This window comes from Geodermatophilus sp. SYSU D00710 (assembly GCF_054050195.1).
In genome coordinates this window covers 105,335-121,720 of the sequence record NZ_JBJGYX010000007.1, presented here as the reverse complement: position 1 = coordinate 121,720, position 16,386 = coordinate 105,335, and the positions used below count along the sequence as shown (strand labels likewise).

Here is a 16,386-nt window from a genome sequence, read left to right as displayed (position 1 = left end):
GATCACTCCGCCCGGGCGGTGCGCACCAGGCCGGCCAGCCCCCGCTCGATCGACTCGGCCTCCCGCAGCACCGCGCCCCAGTCCGGCCGGTCGGCGCGGGCGGCCGCCTCCAGCGCCGGCAGCCGGCGGGCGAGGTCCTCGAAGGTCCGCCGGTAGCGGCGGGCGCGGTCCTCGGGCAGCCCGGCCAGGAACCGCCGGGCGTCGACGACGGCCCGCTGCACCGCGCCCAGCAGCGACGCCGGATCGGACCGGACGGCGTCCAGCCGGGCCAGCCGCTCGGTCGCCGCGCGCACCTCGTCGTCGACCCGCCCGGCCGCGGCGCGGACCCGGACGAGCTGCGCGGCGGCCTCCGGCACGTCGACCGGCGACGCGTCCAGCGCCGCGGTGAGCGCGGTCAGCGCCGCGTCGGCCTCGGCCAGCGCCTCGGCCGCCCGCTGCGGCGCGCGCTCGACGTCGGCCCACGCCGACAGCGGATAGCGCCGCCGCAGCTCGCTCATCACCGGCGCCAGCCGCTCGTGGCGGGTGCCCAGCGCCTCCCGGCGGGTGCGCACCGACGCCGCGCCGCGGCGCACCTCGGCGGCACGGCCGGCCAGCCCCCGGAGCCGCTCGGCCCCCGCGTCGGCGGCCCGGCGGGCCCGCTCGGCCGCGGCCACCGCGTCGGCGGCCCGGCGCTGGGCGAGGGCCGCCTCCGCGCCGGCCAGCGCGGTGGCGGCGTCGTCGAGCAGGACCGGCACCCCGGGGTCGGTCAGGCCGGTGGCGGCGGAACCGGCGAGCGCGTCGCGGGCGGCGGTCAGCGCGGCCGACGCCGCGGCCACGGCCGCGCCGGCGGAGGCCCGGACGCGGGTGGCGGCGGCGAGCACCTCGCCGTACTGCTCGCGGAAGCGCCGCACCTGGTCGAGGACCCCGCGCAGCGCGGCCGCGGCGGCGTCGAGGTCCCGGGCCGCGGCGCGGGCGCGCCCGGGGTCGACGTCGTCGTGACCGGCCAGCGCCTGCAGGTAGTGTCCGATGACCGCGTCGGCGTGCGTCGAGAGGTCGTGCCAGTCGCGCGCCAACGAGTCGGGGACGGGGATGTGGTGGTGAGCCCGTCGTCCACCGGCGCCCGCGGTCCCGCCGGCCTCCTCGGCCGCGGCCACCGCGTCGGGCAGGTCGGCCAGGGCCGCGTCGAGCTCCAGCATCGCCGCGGCGGCGGCCTCGCGGGCCGCGCCCGCCTCGCGCCGGCCGGCCTCCCGGTCGCGCCGCCACCACCGGGGAGCGGGGTCACCACCGAGCCCGCCCACGACCGTCTCCCTCCGCGTCGCCGGCGCGCTCGCGCCCCGGCGTCGTGCCTACCACGTCGGGACCGCGCGCTCCCGGACGGACGGTCCGGTCCGCCCGTCCGGTCGACTCCGTCACACCCGCCGCCCGCAGCCCGGACGGCGGGAACGTCTGGCACCCGGGGCCCGTTGGACCGTGGGTTCGCCTCCCGGCCGATCCGGCTCGGTGCTGTCTGCCGTACTCGTCGCCGCCTCGTCCGTCAGGCGTCGGAAAGGAAACCCTGATGCTCCGCTACTTCGGCTTCTCCGTCGGTCTGACGGTGGCCGCGCTCGTCACCGCCGTGCTGTTCGGCGGTCCGGCGGCCCTGCTGGCCGTCGCCGTCCTCGGCGTGCTCGAGGTCTGTCTCTCGTTCGACAACGCCGTGGTCAACGCCAAGGTGCTGCGCCGGATGAGCCCGCTGTGGCGGAAGCTGTTCCTCTACGTCGGCATCTTCATCGCCGTGTTCGGGATGCGGCTGCTGCTGCCGATCGTGCTGGTCGCGGTGACCGCGCAGCTGTCCATCCCCGAGGTGTGGGACCTGGCGCTGTCGGACCAGGAGGCCTACGCCGAGAACGTCGAGGCCGCGGCCGAGGCGATCTACACCTTCGGCGGCATCTTCCTGCTGATGATCTTCCTGAACTTCCTCTTCGACGAGGAGCGGGACATCCACTGGCTGGCCTGGCTGGAGCGCCCGCTGGCCAAGGCCGGCAAGCTGCCCTACCTCGCGATCATCATCGCGCTGGCGGTCATCTACATCGGCTCGCAGATCGCCGACGACGACAAGTACGCCACCGTGCTCGTCTCCGGCCTCGCCGGCCTGTTCACCTACCTGCTGATCGGCGGCCTCAACGAGCTCATGGAGGCCCCGGAGGACGACGACGCCGACGACGTGACCGCCACCGGTGCGTCGACCACCGGCGGCAACGCGGCCGGCACCGCGACCAAGGCCGTGGCCGGCGCCGGCTTCGCCGCGTTCCTCTACCTCGAGGTGCTCGACGCGTCGTTCTCCTTCGACGGCGTCATCGGCGCCTTCGCGCTGAGCAGCGACATCTTCATCATCGCCCTGGGCCTGGGCATCGGCGCCTTCTGGGTGCGGTCGCTGACCATCTACATGGTCGACAAGGGCACCCTCGACGAGTACCGCTACCTCGAGCACGGCGCGATGTGGGCCATCGGGTTCCTCGCCGCGATCATGATCCTCGAGCTGCGGTTCCACATCAGCGAGTACGTCACCGGCCTGACCGGCCTGCTGTTCATCATCGCCGCGGTGGTCAGCAGCGTCCTGGAGTCCCGGCGGGAGCGGGCCGCGGTGCCCGCCCACGCCGAGGAGCCGCGCGACGAGGAGGTCGTCGCCGGCCGGCGCTGACGCCGTCCCTCCCAGCGGGCCCCGGGGCCCCCCCCCCCGGCCGCGGGGGGGTGCGGGGCAACCCGGGGGTGGTGCGGGGGGGGGGCCACTTCCCCCCGGGGGGCCCCCCCGTTCCCCCCCCCCCCGCCCCCCCGCCGCGGTCCACCCCCCCCCCCCCCCCCACCCCCCCCCCCCCCCCCCCCCCCCCCCCCCCCCCCCCCCCCCCCCCGCTGGTGCGTCCGGGACACCCGGGAGTGGGTCCGGGGCGGAGCACCTTCCGCGCGGGGGGACCTCCGGTTACGGTCCCGCCGGTCCCGATCCCCGTACCGAGAGGCATCCGTGGCACTGCTCACCGCCCACAAACGCGTCCTGCACGCCGACCTCCAGGGCGACCGCGTCCGCGCCGCCAGCGGCTCGATGGTCGCCGTCGAGGGCAACGTCGACTTCAAGAGCTCCGGCATGGGCGGGGGCGGCGGCATGCGCGCGGCGCTCAAGCGCGCCGTCGCCGGCGAGAGCCTCTCGCTGATGGACTGCGCCGGCCACGGCCGCGTCTACCTCGCGCTCGACGCCATGGACGTCCTCGTCGTCGACCTGGCCGGCGACACGCTCACCGTCGAGAGCCAGCACATCCTCGCCCACACCGAGCAGCTGCGCCTCGACGTCCAGTTCGCCGGCCTGCGCGGCATGACCAGCGGGCACGGCCTGGCGACGACGACGGTCACCGGCCACGGGCAGGTGGCGATCGTGTCCGAGGGCCCGGTCATGGCGCTGGAGGTCGCGCCCGGTGCCGACCTCGTCGTCGACCCGGACGCCTACGTCGGCTCCCGCGGCCAGCTGTCGATGAACCTGGTGTCGGGCGTCTCGTGGAAGTCGCTGGTCGGCGAGGACGCCGGCGAGCCGTTCTCGCTCCGCTTCACCGGCTCCGGCCTGGTGCTCGTCCAGTCCGCGGAGCGCTGAGCCATGTCCTTCGAGACCGTCAACAGCAAGGTCGTGCGCGCGCACGTCGGCCCCGGCACCCCGGTGCTCGCCCGCCGTGGCTCCATGCTCGGCTACTCCGGGCAGGTCGCGTTCCGCCCGGTGCACGGGCAGGGCCGCGGCATCGGCGGCATGGTCGGGGCGGCGATGTCCGGCGAGTCCAACCCGATGATGGCCACCGAGGGCACCGGCCAGGTGCTCTACGGCTACAAGGGCCTGCACGTCACCGTCCTGGAGCTCGACGGCAACGCCGCCCTGGTGTGCGAGGCCGACCGGCTGCTGGCGCACGACGCGACCCTGCAGACCAGCGTGCAGTTCCTCGGCTCGGGCGGCATCCGGCAGGCGATCAGCGGCGCGATGACCGGGCAGGGCCTGTTCACCACCAACGTCCACGGCCGCGGCGCGGTCGCGCTGCTGTCGCACGGCGGCGCGTTCCCGCTACAGCTGGCCGGCCAGCAGGTCGGCGTCGACCCGCAGGCCTACGTCGGCCACGTCGGCCAGCTGTCGGTCGACCTCGCGGCCAAGGTCGGCCTCCGCGACGTCGTCGGCCGCGGGTCCGGCGAGGCGTTCCAGCTGAGGATCAGCGGCCACGGCACCGTGTACGTGCAGGCCAGCGAGAAGAAGTTCTGAGGGCGACGAGATGACCTACCCACCCGGCAACCCCTACGGCCAGCCGCAGGGCAACCCCTACGGCCAGCCCCAGCCCTACGGCCAGCCGCAGCCCTACGGCGGGCAGCCGCAGCCCGCGTACGGCCAGCCGCCCTACGGCCAGCCCCCCTACGGCGCGCCCCAGCACCCCGGCGGGCAGCCGCAGCCCTACGGCGGTCAGCCGCAGCAGCCCTACGGCGGCCAGCCGGCGCCGGGCGGCCAGCCCAGCGGCGTGCCGAGCACGCTGAACCCGCACACGCTGCCCGACGACGACAACGTCAACCCCTACGTGTTCTGCATCGCGCTCAACGGCGAGTGGTTCATGAGCAAGGGCGCGATGCTGGCCTACTACGGCAACATCCAGTTCGACGCGGTCACCGAGTACTCGTCGGCGCAGGCGTGGGTCGCCGCCCGCTTCTCCAGCCCGGTGTACATCTCCGACTGGGTGGTCGCCCAGGGCCACGGCAAGCTGCTCATCGGCGACCGGGGCTTCGACCTCAACAGCTACGACCTCGACGACGGCAACCTGACGATCAAGGCGAGCAACCTCTGCGCCTTCTCCAAGCAGCTGGAGCTCAAGCAGTCGATCGTGCCGGGCTTCGTCACCCTCATCGGGACGGGGAAGTTCATCGCCTCGTCCAACGGGCCGGTGATCTTCGTCGAGCCGCCGTTCCGGGCCGACCCCGACGCGCTGCTCGGCTGGGCCGACTGCCCGTCGCCGTCGGTGCACCACGACGCGCAGTGGATGACCCAGAACCTGCGCGGGATGCTGTCCGGCGCGCTGGGCCGGGCCTCCGGCGAGGAGCGGCAGTACGACTTCACCGGGCAGGGCACGATCCTGCTGCAGTCCTCCGAGGTCGCCCGCGAGGACCCGGCCGTGCTGCGGCTGGTCGAGTCCCAGACGCAGCTGCTCACCAACAGCCAGGCCGGCTCGCTGGGCCACCGGCTCGTGGCCCGGTCCCAGCAGCAGTAGTCCGCCGTCCCCGGCCCGGGTCCCGCGCGGACCCGGGCCGGGGGTGAGCGCTGCACTACGCTCGGTGCGCCATGCGGCCCGCCGACCTCGCCCTCGTGCGCACGCCGGGGACGCCCACCGTCTCGCCCGACGGGCGCATGGCGGTGGTCGCCGTCGACCGGGCCGACGCCGACGGCGTGCGCGGGCAGCTGTGGGCCGTGCCCACCGACGGCTCCGCGCCGGCCCGCCCGCTCACCTCCGGCGCGCACGACTCCGCGCCGGCGTTCTCCCCGGACGGGCGCTGGCTGGCCTACCTGTCGGCTCCCCTCGGCGGCCCGCCGCAGGTGCACCTGCTGCCCACCGCCGGCGGCGCCCCCCGGCGGCTCACCGACGGGCCGGCCGGCGCCCCGGTGTGGTCGCCGGACTCCCGGCGGCTGGCCTGGATCGTCCCCGTGCCCGCGGCCGACGACGGGCCGCGGCTGGTCACGTCGCTGAGCACCCGTGCCGGTGCGCCACGGACCTGCGTGGTCGTCCTCGACCTGCCGGCGGACCCGCTGGGTGACGACGCCGGTGCGCTCCCGGCACCGCGACAGCTGACCGACGGCGCCGGGCACGACGCCGACGTGACCTGGTCGCCCGACGGCACCGCCCTCGCCTTCGTCGCCGCCCGGCACCCCGGCGCCGACCGCGACGCCGTCCGCGACGTCTACCTGGTCCCGGTGACCGGCGGCCGCCCGCGGCGGGTCACCCGCAGCCGCGGCGCGTGCCGGCAGCCGGTGTTCGACGCGGCCGGCACGACGGTCCTCGTCGTCGCCCGTCCCGACCTGGGCCCCGACGGTCTCGACGTCGCCGCGTCCGCGCCGGTCCTCTGCCGGGTGCCGGTGTCCGGGGGAGAGCTCGAGCCGGTGCTGGGGCGGGTGGTGCCCGACGGCGCGCCGGGGCCCGTGCGCGACGGCGGGGCGGTGCTCGTGGGCGCCGAGCGGGAGGGTGACGTCGAGCTGGTGCGGGTGCCGCTCGACGGCGGCCCGTCCGCGACGCTGGTCGACGGCCCGTTCGCCGTGCACGGGTGTGCCGCCGCGGCCGGCGTCGTCGTCGCCACGGTCGCCCACGACCGCTCGGCCGGGGAGTTGGTCGCGATCACGCCCGGCCGGCGTCGGCTGCTCACCGGCTTCGGCTCCGCGCTGGGCGCGACCGGCCGGCTGCACCGCACCGCGCAGCGCGCCGTCGTCACCCCGGACGGGACGGAGGAGCGGGTGTGGGTGACCGTGCCGCCGGGGCCGGGCCCGCATCCCGTGCTGCTGGAGCCCGGACCGGCGCGGCCGGAGTGGTCGCTGGCCGACGTGGTGCAGGTGCACGTCTCGGCCGGCTACGCGGTGGTGCGGTGCGACGCGGACGCCGGCGACGTGCTCGCCCTGCTCGACGCCGTCCTCGCCGACCCCGCCCTCGACGCCGGCCGGGTCGGTCTCGCCGGCGGGCCCGGCAGCGTGCCGCTGCTGACCCGCACCGACCGGTTCGCGGCCGCCGTCGTCGACTGGACCGGGGGGCCTGACCCGTGGGGGGCGGACGACCCCGCCGACGTCGCGGCCGTCGTCACGCCGACGCTCGGCGTGCAGGACGAGCGCTGCCCGGCCGGGGCCGGCCGGCGGCTGTTCGCGGCGCTGCAGCGCCGGCGGGTGCCCAGCGCGCTGCTGCTCGTCCCCGGGGACGACGCCGCGGCGGGCCGGCCGCGGCACCGGGCGGCCCGGCTCGAGCACCTGCTCGACTGGTGGGACCGCTGGCTGCCCGTGGCGGCGACGGGGCCCGCCGACGAGGTGGCGGAGGCCTCCGGCTGAGCGCGGGGCGCGGACCTGAGGAGAGGGGCGCCCCCTAGGGTCGGGGCACGCAATCCGCCGCTCAGCGAGCAGGACCCGGTCCGCCGGGGGCCTGCGGGAGGTCTCCGTGGTCGACTACACGAAACGTCCGAAGTCCCCGCCGCCCCAGCCGCCGCAGGGCCAGCCGCCGCAGCCCGGTCCCTACGGTCAGCCGCAGCCGTACGGGCAGCAGCCGCCGGCCGCGCAGCCGGGCGGCGTGAACATGAGCAAGGTGTCGCTCACCAAGTCCTCGCCGTCGGTCTCGCTGACCAAGACGGCCGGCACCACGGGCGTGCTGAGGGTCAACCTCAACTGGAACTCCAGGCCCGGGGGCGGCGGAGGCGGTGGCGGCGGCTTCCTCAAGCGGCTGGCCGCGGCCGCCGGCGGCGGGGCGATCGACCTCGACCTGGGCTGCCTCTACGAGTACGCCGACGGGTCGAAGGGCGTCATCCAGGCGCTGGGCAACGCCTTCCGCGGGCAGCACGACCTGGGCGGCGGCCGGGCGATCGCGTGGCTGGACGGCGACGACCGGTCGGGCTCGAACTCCGGCGGCGAGAACCTGCTGATCGACCTGCAGCACACGCAGCTCATCCGCCGGATCCTGGTGTTCGCGCTGATCTACGAGGGCGTGCCGAACTGGGGTCAGGCCGACGCCGTCGTCACGATGTTCCCGGCGAACGGGCCGCAGATCGAGGTGCGTCTCGACGAGCACGACCCGCGGGCCCGGATCTGCGCGATCGCGATGATCCAGAACCAGGGCGGGCAACTCGTCGTCAACCGCGAGGTGCGCTACGTGCACGGCGGCCAGGACGTGCTCGACCGCACCTACGGCTGGGGCATGGACTGGACGCCCGGCCGCAAGTGAGCCGCTGAGCCGGCGCGCCCGGGGCTCACCAGCCCGGGGCGCGCCGGCCCCGTGGCGGCGACCCGCGCCTCGGGTCGTAGGGCCTCCCGGACCTCTCCTACTCGATGGTCGTGCACCCGGAACGGGACCTGCGACGGATGTGGCCGTCGCCGGACCGGCCCTAGCGTGGGCCCGGTCCTGACACAGATCTCATCCGGGGCCGGTAGCCGGACGAGACGGTCCACGAGAGGCCACGCCGACGACCGCTGCCCCGAGGACCGGGCACCACGACACGGGTGGGGCGTCGGCGGCGCCGTCCTGGCCGGTCCTCCCCGGGGAGAGCTCATGAACGAGACCACCCGCGTCAGGGCGGTCGACCCGGGGGACGCCAACGCGGCGGCCGCTGGAGCGGATCCCAGTGGTGCCTTCACCCACCGGCAGATCCGCACGATCATCGTCGGCCTGATGGTGGCGATGTTCCTCGCCGCCCTCGACCAGACCGTGGTCGCCACCGCCATCCGCACGATCGCCGACGACCTGCAGGGCTACGACCTGCAGGCGTGGGCGACGACGGCGTTCCTCATCACCTCGACGATCGCCACGCCGCTGTACGGCAAGCTCTCCGACATCTACGGGCGGCGGCCGTTCTACCTGTTCGCCATCGGGGTGTTCGTGCTCGGCTCGGTGCTGTGCGGCCTGGCCGACACGATGTACCAGCTGGCCGCGTTCCGGGCCGTGCAGGGCATCGGCGCCGGCGGCCTGATGTCGCTGGCCCTGGCGATCATCGGTGACATCGTGCCGCCGCGGGAGCGCTCGCGGTACCAGGGCTACTTCATGGCCGTCTTCGGCAGCTCCAGCGTCCTGGGTCCGGTCATCGGCGGCTTCCTCGCCGGCCAGTCCTCGCTGCTCGGCCTCGACGGCTGGCGCTGGATCTTCTACGTCAACGTGCCGCTGGGCCTGCTCGCCTTCGCCGCCGTGTACCGGGTGCTGCACCTGCCGCACGAGCGCCGGGAGCACCGCATCGACTGGCCCGGCGCCCTGTCCCTGGTCACCTGCATCGTGCCGCTGCTGATCGTGGCCGAGCAGGGCCGCACCTGGGGTTGGACCTCGGCTTCCGCCGTGGCCTGCTACTGCATCGGCGCCGTCGGCTTCGGAGCCTTCCTGCTCGCCGAGCGGGCCTACGGCGACGAGGCGCTGCTGCCGCTGCGGCTGTTCCGCAACCGCACCTTCCGCATCGCCACCGTGGGCAGCACGGTGGTGGGCGCGGCCATGTTCGGCGGGCTGCTGCTGCTCCCGCAGTACCTGCAGATCGTGCACGGCTCCAGCGCCACGGTCGCCGGCCTGCAGATGATCCCGCTGGTCGCCGGCATCATGGCCGGCGCGGCGAGCTCGGGTGTCGTGATCTCCAGGACCGGCCGCTACAAGGTGTTCCCGCTGGCCGGGACGGTCCTCATGGCCACCGCCCTGGCGTCGTTGTCCGTCGTGGTCGGCGCCGGGACGTCGCTCGGAACGCTGGCGCCGTTCATGGTCCTGCTCGGCATCGGGCTCGGCTTCAACTTCCAGCCGGCCGTCCTCGCCGTGCAGAACGCCGTCCCGCCGGACGAGATGGGCGTCGCGACCTCGTCGGTCACCTTCTTCCGCCAGATGGGCGCCACGCTCGGGACCGCCGCGTTCCTCTCCGTGTTGGTCATCCGCCTGCCCGTGGAGATCGAACAGGCGGTGACCTCCGCCGCAGCGGGCGATCCACGGGTCGCCGAGGCGGTGCAGAGCGGCCGGTTGCCGGCCGGCGGGGACCTGTCGGACACCTCGTTCGTCCAGGGACTGCCGTCGCACCTCGCGCTGCCCTTCGAGGCCGGGTTCTCGGACGCCATCGACCTGGTGTTCCTCATCGCCGCGTGCGTTGCGGCGCTCGGGTTCTTCGTCTTCCTGTTCCTGCCCCAGCTGGCACTGAGCACCACGTCCGGCATCGAGGCGCGCCAGGCGGCCGCCCGGCGGGCCGCCGGCGCCCCGGCGGCCGGGGCCACCACCGAACAGGCCGTCCTGGCGGCGGGTGCGGCGGCGCCGATGTCCACCCCACGGCCCACCGGCCGGCCCAGGCACGCGGCCACTCGCCGCACCCGGCCCCCCATCCCCGTCCCCCCGGGTCGCCGGTGGCTGCTGGCGGGCCTCGGCCGGGTCACGTCCGCGGCCCCGCCCCGTCGGGTCCGCGGGAGGACCAGGCACCTCCTGGTCAGCGCCGCCGCGCTCGGGATGCTCATCGGAGCGGGCGGTGCTGTGCAGGCCTCCCGGGACCGCGGGGACAGTCAGGCCGCGGACGGGCGGACGTCGGCGATCAGCGGTGGGGACGCCGGTACTCCGGTCCCGACCGGACCGATCCCCTCGCCGCTCGCCGACCCCGTCCTTCCCGAGCCGTCGCCTCCGGAGGAGCAGGAGACCACGGGTGGCGGGGCCGTGTCCTCTCCCGCGGCCGGTGACACTCCGCTCGTCCAGGTGCCCCCTGCCACGACAGCGGCCAGGACGACGACGGCGGCGGCTGCTACGACGACGGTGGCGGCGCCGAGCACGACCACGGCCGCGCCGACCACGGCACCGACCACGACGACGGCACCGACCACGACGACGGCACCGACCACGACGACGACACCGACCACGACGACGACACCGACCACGGCACCGACCACGACGACGGCACCGACCACGACGACGGCGCCGACCACGACGACGGCGCCGACCACGGCAGCGACCACGACGACGGCACCGACCACGACGACGGCGCCGACCACGACGACGGCGCCGACCACGGCACCGACCACGACGACGGCACCGACCACGGAGACGAGTGCTCCGGCCGTCTCGACCGGTCCCGCCGACGAGGGCATCTCCGCGGCTCCGTCGCCGTGACGGCCCGCGGCACGCGGTGGTGGTGTGACCCGTCAGCTCCTGGTCACGGCCTTGCTCGCACGCGAGATGCACCTTGGTGGCCCACCCGCCTCGGGAGTGGCCCGGTCCGTGATCGGCGAGCTCCTCCGGGTGGTTCGACCTGCCGGTCGGGGTGGCGGCGGGCTCCGGCGGCGTGGTGGTGCGCGCGGTTGATCGTGGCGTCCACCGACACCACCCACTCGATCAGCCCGGCCTCGGCGTCCCTCGCCTGCGGACCGGTGAGGATCGCCGCCCACCTGCCGGCCGGCTGCCAGGCGCGGAACAGGCCACTCGCCTGCTTCCCGGCACCGACATGCCTGCCCGCTCCCTGGGCGGACTGCTCGCACACGGCCTGGGCACCGACACGGACCTCCAGGTCACCAGCCTCGGGCGCGCCACTCCCCGAGGTGGGGACGCTCGGCGCCCAGCGTCGTGTCCTTGCCGTGGCCGGGGTAGACCCACGTCCCGTCGGGCAGCACGGCGAACAGCCGCTGCTCGACGTCGTCGATCAGGCTGGCGAAGTCCTCCGGCGACCAGGTCTTGCCGACGCCGCCGGGGAAGAGGCTGTCCCCGGTGAAGGCGTGCGTGCCGGCGTCGCCCGGCCCCCGCCAGACCAGCGTGATGCTGCCCGGCGTGTGCCCGCGCAGGTGCACCACCTCGAGCACCTGCTCGCCGACCTCGACGGTGTCGCCGTGCGCGACGGTCCGGTCCACCGGCACCGGCAGGTCGGCGGCGTCGGCCGCGTGCGCGACGGTCGTCGCGCCGGTGGCCGCGACGACGTCGGGCAGCGCGCGGTGGTGGTCCCAGTGCCCGTGCGTGGTGACGACGGTGCGCAGGTCGGCGTCCCCGACCAGCGCCCGCAGCGTCTCGGGCTCGGCCGCGGCGTCGACCAGGAGCGCCTGGCCGGTCGCGGTGCAGCGCAGCAGGTAGGCGTTGTTGACCATCTCGCTGACCGCGACCTTGCTGACCACGAGCCCCGGCAGCTCCCGCACGTCGGCCGGGCCGCCCACCTCGACGTCGCCGGTGTAGCTCATCGGGCCTCCGTTCGAGAACTGTCGTCGACCGCGGTTACGGTCGCGTCCATGGACGCTAGCGGAGGTCCCGGCGGCGCCCGGGTCGTCGGTCTGCCCGCCACCGCGATCGCCGCCCGCGTGCGCGCCGGGGAGCTCTCCGCCGTCGAGGTGGTGCGCGCGCACCTGGCCCACCTCGACGACGTCGAGCCGCGGATCGGCGCGTTCCGCGTGGTCCGCGCCGAGGCGGCCCTGGCCGAGGCGGCGGAGGTCGACGCCCGGCCCGACCGCGCGTCCCTCCCGCTGGCCGGCGTCCCGGTGGCCGTCAAGGACAACGTCGCCGTGGCCGGCGAGGCGGTGACCGACGGCTGCGCGGCCCACCCGGGCGTCCCTGCCGACGCCGACCACGAGGCGGTCGCCCGGCTGCGCGCCGCGGGAGCGGTCGTCGTGGGCGTGACCCGCGTGCCCGAGCTCTGCCTCTACGCCGCCACGGACGGGCCGGGCACCGTCACCCGCAACCCGTGGGACACCGCGCTGTCGCCCGCCGGGAGCTCCGGGGGAAGCGCCGCCGCGGTCGCCGCCGGGGTGGTGCCGCTCGCCCTCGGCAACGACGGCATGGGGTCGCTGCGACTGCCGGCGGCCGCGTGCGGGCTGGTCACCCTCAAGCCCGGCCGGGGGGTGCTGCCCACGCTGGCGCTCGACTGGGGCGGCATGGTCGAGAACGGCGTCCTGGCCACCACCGTCGCCGACGTCGCGCTGGGTACCGCCGTCCTCGCGGGGCGCCCGTCGTCGCCCCCGGCCGACCCGGGCCGGCCGCTGCGGATCGCCGTCAGCCTGCGCTCACCGCTGGCCGGGAGCCGGCCCGACGGCCCCACCCGGGCGGCGGTCCAGCGGACGGTGCGGCTGCTCCGCGGGGCAGGGCACGTCGTCGTCGAGCGCCACCCGGGGACGACGCCGGACGCGACCGTCGGCACGATCGCCCGCTGGTTGGCCGGCGCGGCGGACGACGCCGCGGCACTCGGCCTGGACCCGGGGGCGCTGCAGCCGCGCAGCCGCGCCCACGCCCGCCTGGGCCGGCTGGTCCGGCGGGCGGGGCTGGTCCGGCCCGCGACCGCCGAGCGGTTCCGGGCGCGGACGGAGGCCTTCTTCGCCGACGACGACCTCGACGTGCTGCTCACCCCGATCACCAACGGCCCGCCGCTGCCCGCGCGGCCCTGGCACGAACGGGGGTTCGTCGTGAACGTGGGCACCCAGGCCCGGTGGGCGCCGTGGGCGGCGCCGTGGAACCTGGCCGGCGTCCCGGCGGTCGTGGTGCCCGTCGGCACGCGCGCCGAGGGGGTGCCGCTGGCCGTCCAGCTGGCCGGCCCCCCGGACAGCGAGACGCGACTACTCTGGCTGGCCGGAGAGCTGGAGCGCCGGCAGCCCTGGCGCCGGCACGCGCCGGTCTTCGACCCCGCCGGAGCGCCGTCCCCGGCTCCCGTCTGAGCACACCCGCACCAGGCGGCAACGTCGCCCTCGTCACGGATTGCGCCCGGGCAGTGACGGCGTTCCCCGTATCGACAACTCGACACCACCACGCAGGGCCCGGCGAGACCGGCCGGCCCGGCTGACCGACAGGGATCACATTGGACCGTCTCGTCGTCCGCGGCGCCCGTGAGCACAACCTCAAGGACGTCCACCTCGACCTGCCCCGCGACGCCCTGATCGTCTTCACCGGGCTGTCGGGGTCGGGCAAGTCGAGCCTGGCCTTCGACACCATCTTCGCCGAGGGCCAGCGGCGCTACGTCGAGTCGCTGTCGGCCTACGCCCGCCAGTTCCTCGGCCAGATGGACAAGCCCGACGTCGACTTCATCGAGGGCCTGTCACCGGCGGTCTCGATCGACCAGAAGTCGACCAACCGCAACCCGCGCTCGACGGTGGGCACGATCACCGAGGTCTACGACTACCTCCGGCTGCTCTACGCCCGCGCCGGCCAGCCGCACTGTCCCAACTGCGGCAAGCCGATCTCCCGGCAGACGCCGCAGCAGATCGTCGACCAGGTGCTGGCGATGGAGGAGGGCACCCGCTTCCAGGTGCTCGCCCCGGTCGTGCGGGCGCGCAAGGGTGAGTACGTCGACCTGTTCAGCTCGCTGCAGACGCAGGGCTTCTCCCGCGTCCGGGTCGACGGCACGGTGCACCCGCTCACCGAGCCGCCGAAGCTGAAGAAGCAGGAGAAGCACACGATCGAGGTGATCGTCGACCGGCTGACGGTCAAGGAGAGCGCCAAGCGCCGGCTGACCGACTCGGTCGAGACCGCGCTCGGCCTCGCCGGCGGGCTGGTCGTGCTCGACTTCGTCGACCTGCCCGAGGGCGACCCCGAGCGGGAGCGCACCTTCTCCGAGCACCTGGCCTGCGTCGACGACGGCCTGTCGTTCGAGGCGCTCGAGCCGCGCAGCTTCTCGTTCAACTCGCCGTTCGGCGCCTGCCCCGAGTGCACCGGCATCGGCACCCGCAAGGAGGTCGACCCCGACCTCGTCGTCCCCGACCCGGAGAAGAGCCTCGCCGACGGCGCGGTCGCCCCGTGGGCCGGGTCGATGAGCAACGAGTACTTCCAGCGGCTGCTGGCCGGTCTCGCCGACCAGCTCGGCTTCTCCATGGACACCCCGTGGGAGAAGCTGCCGGCCAAGGTGCAGAAGGCCGTGCTGCACGGCTCGCCGGACCAGGTGCACGTCCGCTACAAGAACCGCTACGGCCGCGAGCGCAGCTACTACGCCGCGTTCGAGGGCGTATTGCCCTTCCTGGAGCGGCGGCACGAGGACACCGACAGCGACTACATGCGGGACAAGTACGAGGGCTACATGCGCGACGTGCCCTGTCCCGTCTGCCACGGCACCCGCCTCAAGCCCGAGATCCTCGCGGTCAAGCTCAACGGCCGCTCGATTGCCGAGGTCACCGGCCTGTCGATCGGCGAGGCCGCGGACTGGCTGCGCGCGCTGGAGCTCGGCGAGCGGGAGCGGGCGATCGCCGACCGCGTGCTCAAGGAGATCCAGGCGCGGCTGTCCTTCCTCGTCGACGTCGGCCTGGACTACCTGTCCCTCGACCGGCCGGCGGCGACGCTGGCCGGCGGCGAGGCGCAGCGGATCCGGCTGGCCACCCAGATCGGGTCGGGGCTGGTGGGCGTCCTGTACGTCCTCGACGAGCCCTCGATCGGGCTGCACCAGCGCGACAACACCCGGCTGATCGAGACGCTGGTGCGGCTGCGGGACATGGGCAACACGCTCATCGTCGTCGAGCACGACGAGGACACGATCAAGACCGCCGACTGGGTGGTCGACATCGGTCCCGGCGCCGGCGAGCACGGCGGCGAGGTGATCGTCAGCGGTCCGGTCGAGGAGCTGCTGGCCAGCGAGCGGTCGCTGACCGGGCAGTACCTGTCGGGGCGCAAGGAGATCACCGTGCCGGCGGTGCGGCGGCAGCCGCAGCCCGGCCGCGAGCTGGTGGTCAAGGGCGCCCGCGAGCACAACCTCAAGGGCGTCGACGTCACCTTCCCGCTGGGCCTGCTGGTCGGGGTCACCGGGGTGTCCGGGTCGGGCAAGTCCAGCCTGGTCAACGACATCCTCTACACGGTGCTGGCCAACCAGCTGAACCGGGCGCGGATGGTCCCCGGGCGGCACCGCACGGTGACCGGTCTGGAGCACCTGGACAAGGTCGTGCACGTCGACCAGTCGCCGATCGGCCGCACGCCGCGGTCGAACCCGGCCACCTACACCGGGGTCTGGGACCAGGTCCGCAAGCTGTTCGCGCAGACGTCGGAGGCGAAGATCCGCGGCTACCAGCCGGGACGGTTCTCCTTCAACGTCAAGGGCGGGCGCTGCGAGGCGTGCTCGGGCGACGGCACGATCAAGATCGAGATGAACTTCCTGCCGGACGTCTACGTCCCGTGCGAGGTGTGCAAGGGCGCCCGGTTCAACCGGGAGACCCTCGAGGTGCACTACAAGGGCAAGACGGTGGCCGAGGTCCTCGACATGCCCATCGAGGAGGCCGCGGAGTTCTTCGCCGCGATCCCCTCGATCTCGCGGTACCTGCGCACCCTCACCGACGTCGGGCTGGGGTACGTGCGGCTCGGCCAGCCGGCGACGACGCTCTCCGGCGGTGAGGCGCAGCGGGTGAAGCTGGCCAGCGAGCTGCAGAAGCGGTCCAACGGCCGCAGCGTGTACGTCCTCGACGAGCCGACCACCGGCCTGCACTTCGAGGACATCCGCAAGCTGCTGCTGGTGCTGCAGGGGCTGGTCGACAAGGGCAACTCGGTGATCGTCATCGAGCACAACCTCGACGTCATCAAGAGCGCCGACTGGCTGATCGACATGGGCCCCGAGGGCGGGTTCCGCGGCGGCACGGTCGTGGCCGAGGGGCCACCGGAGTTCGTCGCGTCGGTGCCCGAGTCGCACACCGGTCGGTACCTGGTGCCGCTGCTCGACCCCGAGGCGATCGAGGCCGCGGCGGCCGGCCCGAAGAAGCGGGCCACGCGCAAGCGCGCCAGCTGACCGCCTGTCCGCTCACGACGGCGCCGG

11 protein-coding genes are annotated in these 16,386 nt (G+C 75.0%); 9 read left to right on the top strand and 2 right to left on the bottom strand.

Translation table 11 applies throughout. From position 1 onward, the window contains the following. Nucleotides 1–2: 2 nt before the first annotated feature. The gene (locus ACI78U_RS05250) at nucleotides 3–1,277 is read right to left on the bottom strand and encodes a hypothetical protein (protein WP_456874242.1); all 1,275 of its coding nucleotides are present in this window, start codon (nucleotides 1,275–1,277) and stop codon (nucleotides 3–5) included. Between the two features lie 260 nt (nucleotides 1,278–1,537). On the opposite strand from ACI78U_RS05250, the gene ACI78U_RS05245 reads away from it, so the two are divergent. From ACI78U_RS05245 to ACI78U_RS05215, 7 genes are all read left to right on the top strand, one after another. After that, a complete protein-coding gene (locus ACI78U_RS05245) occupies nucleotides 1,538–2,659 on the top strand; it encodes a DUF475 domain-containing protein (protein WP_456874241.1) in 1,122 nt (373 codons plus the stop codon). A 318-nt stretch (nucleotides 2,660–2,977) separates the two neighbouring features. Continuing rightward, nucleotides 2,978–3,595: an AIM24 family protein gene (locus tag ACI78U_RS05240; protein ID WP_456874240.1), complete on the top strand. Its 618-nt coding sequence runs from the start codon at nucleotides 2,978–2,980 to the stop codon at nucleotides 3,593–3,595. Nucleotides 3,596–3,598: 3 nt separating this feature from the next. Beyond that, entirely contained in the window at nucleotides 3,599–4,243 is a 645-nt protein-coding gene (locus ACI78U_RS05235) for an AIM24 family protein (RefSeq protein WP_456874239.1), read from the top strand. Between the two features lie 10 nt (nucleotides 4,244–4,253). Then, nucleotides 4,254–5,234, top strand: coding sequence for an AIM24 family protein (locus ACI78U_RS05230; protein ID WP_456874238.1), 981 nt, complete (start codon nucleotides 4,254–4,256; stop codon nucleotides 5,232–5,234). 71 nt (nucleotides 5,235–5,305) lie between these two features. Beyond that, on the top strand, nucleotides 5,306–7,045 hold the full coding sequence (locus ACI78U_RS05225; protein WP_456874237.1) for a prolyl oligopeptidase family serine peptidase: 1,740 nt from the start codon (nucleotides 5,306–5,308) through the stop codon (nucleotides 7,043–7,045). Nucleotides 7,046–7,151: 106 nt separating this feature from the next. Continuing rightward, nucleotides 7,152–7,928 (top strand): TerD family protein, encoded by a 777-nt coding sequence (locus ACI78U_RS05220; protein ID WP_456874236.1) that lies wholly within the window; start codon nucleotides 7,152–7,154, stop codon nucleotides 7,926–7,928. Between the two features lie 324 nt (nucleotides 7,929–8,252). After that, nucleotides 8,253–10,808 (top strand): MDR family MFS transporter, encoded by a 2,556-nt coding sequence (locus tag ACI78U_RS05215; RefSeq protein WP_456874235.1) that lies wholly within the window; start codon nucleotides 8,253–8,255, stop codon nucleotides 10,806–10,808. A gap of 395 nt (nucleotides 10,809–11,203) precedes the next feature. Here the strand turns inward: ACI78U_RS05215 and ACI78U_RS05210 are convergent, their stop codons facing one another. Continuing rightward, nucleotides 11,204–11,860, bottom strand: coding sequence for an MBL fold metallo-hydrolase (locus ACI78U_RS05210; protein WP_456874234.1), 657 nt, complete (start codon nucleotides 11,858–11,860; stop codon nucleotides 11,204–11,206). Between the two features lie 48 nt (nucleotides 11,861–11,908). On the opposite strand from ACI78U_RS05210, the gene ACI78U_RS05205 reads away from it, so the two are divergent. Continuing rightward, a complete protein-coding gene (locus ACI78U_RS05205; protein WP_456874233.1) occupies nucleotides 11,909–13,321 on the top strand; it encodes an amidase in 1,413 nt (470 codons plus the stop codon). A 140-nt stretch (nucleotides 13,322–13,461) separates the two neighbouring features. After that, the gene (uvrA, locus tag ACI78U_RS05200; RefSeq protein WP_456874232.1) at nucleotides 13,462–16,359 is read left to right on the top strand and encodes an excinuclease ABC subunit UvrA; all 2,898 of its coding nucleotides are present in this window, start codon (nucleotides 13,462–13,464) and stop codon (nucleotides 16,357–16,359) included. The last annotated feature ends 27 nt before the right edge of the window (nucleotides 16,360–16,386 follow it).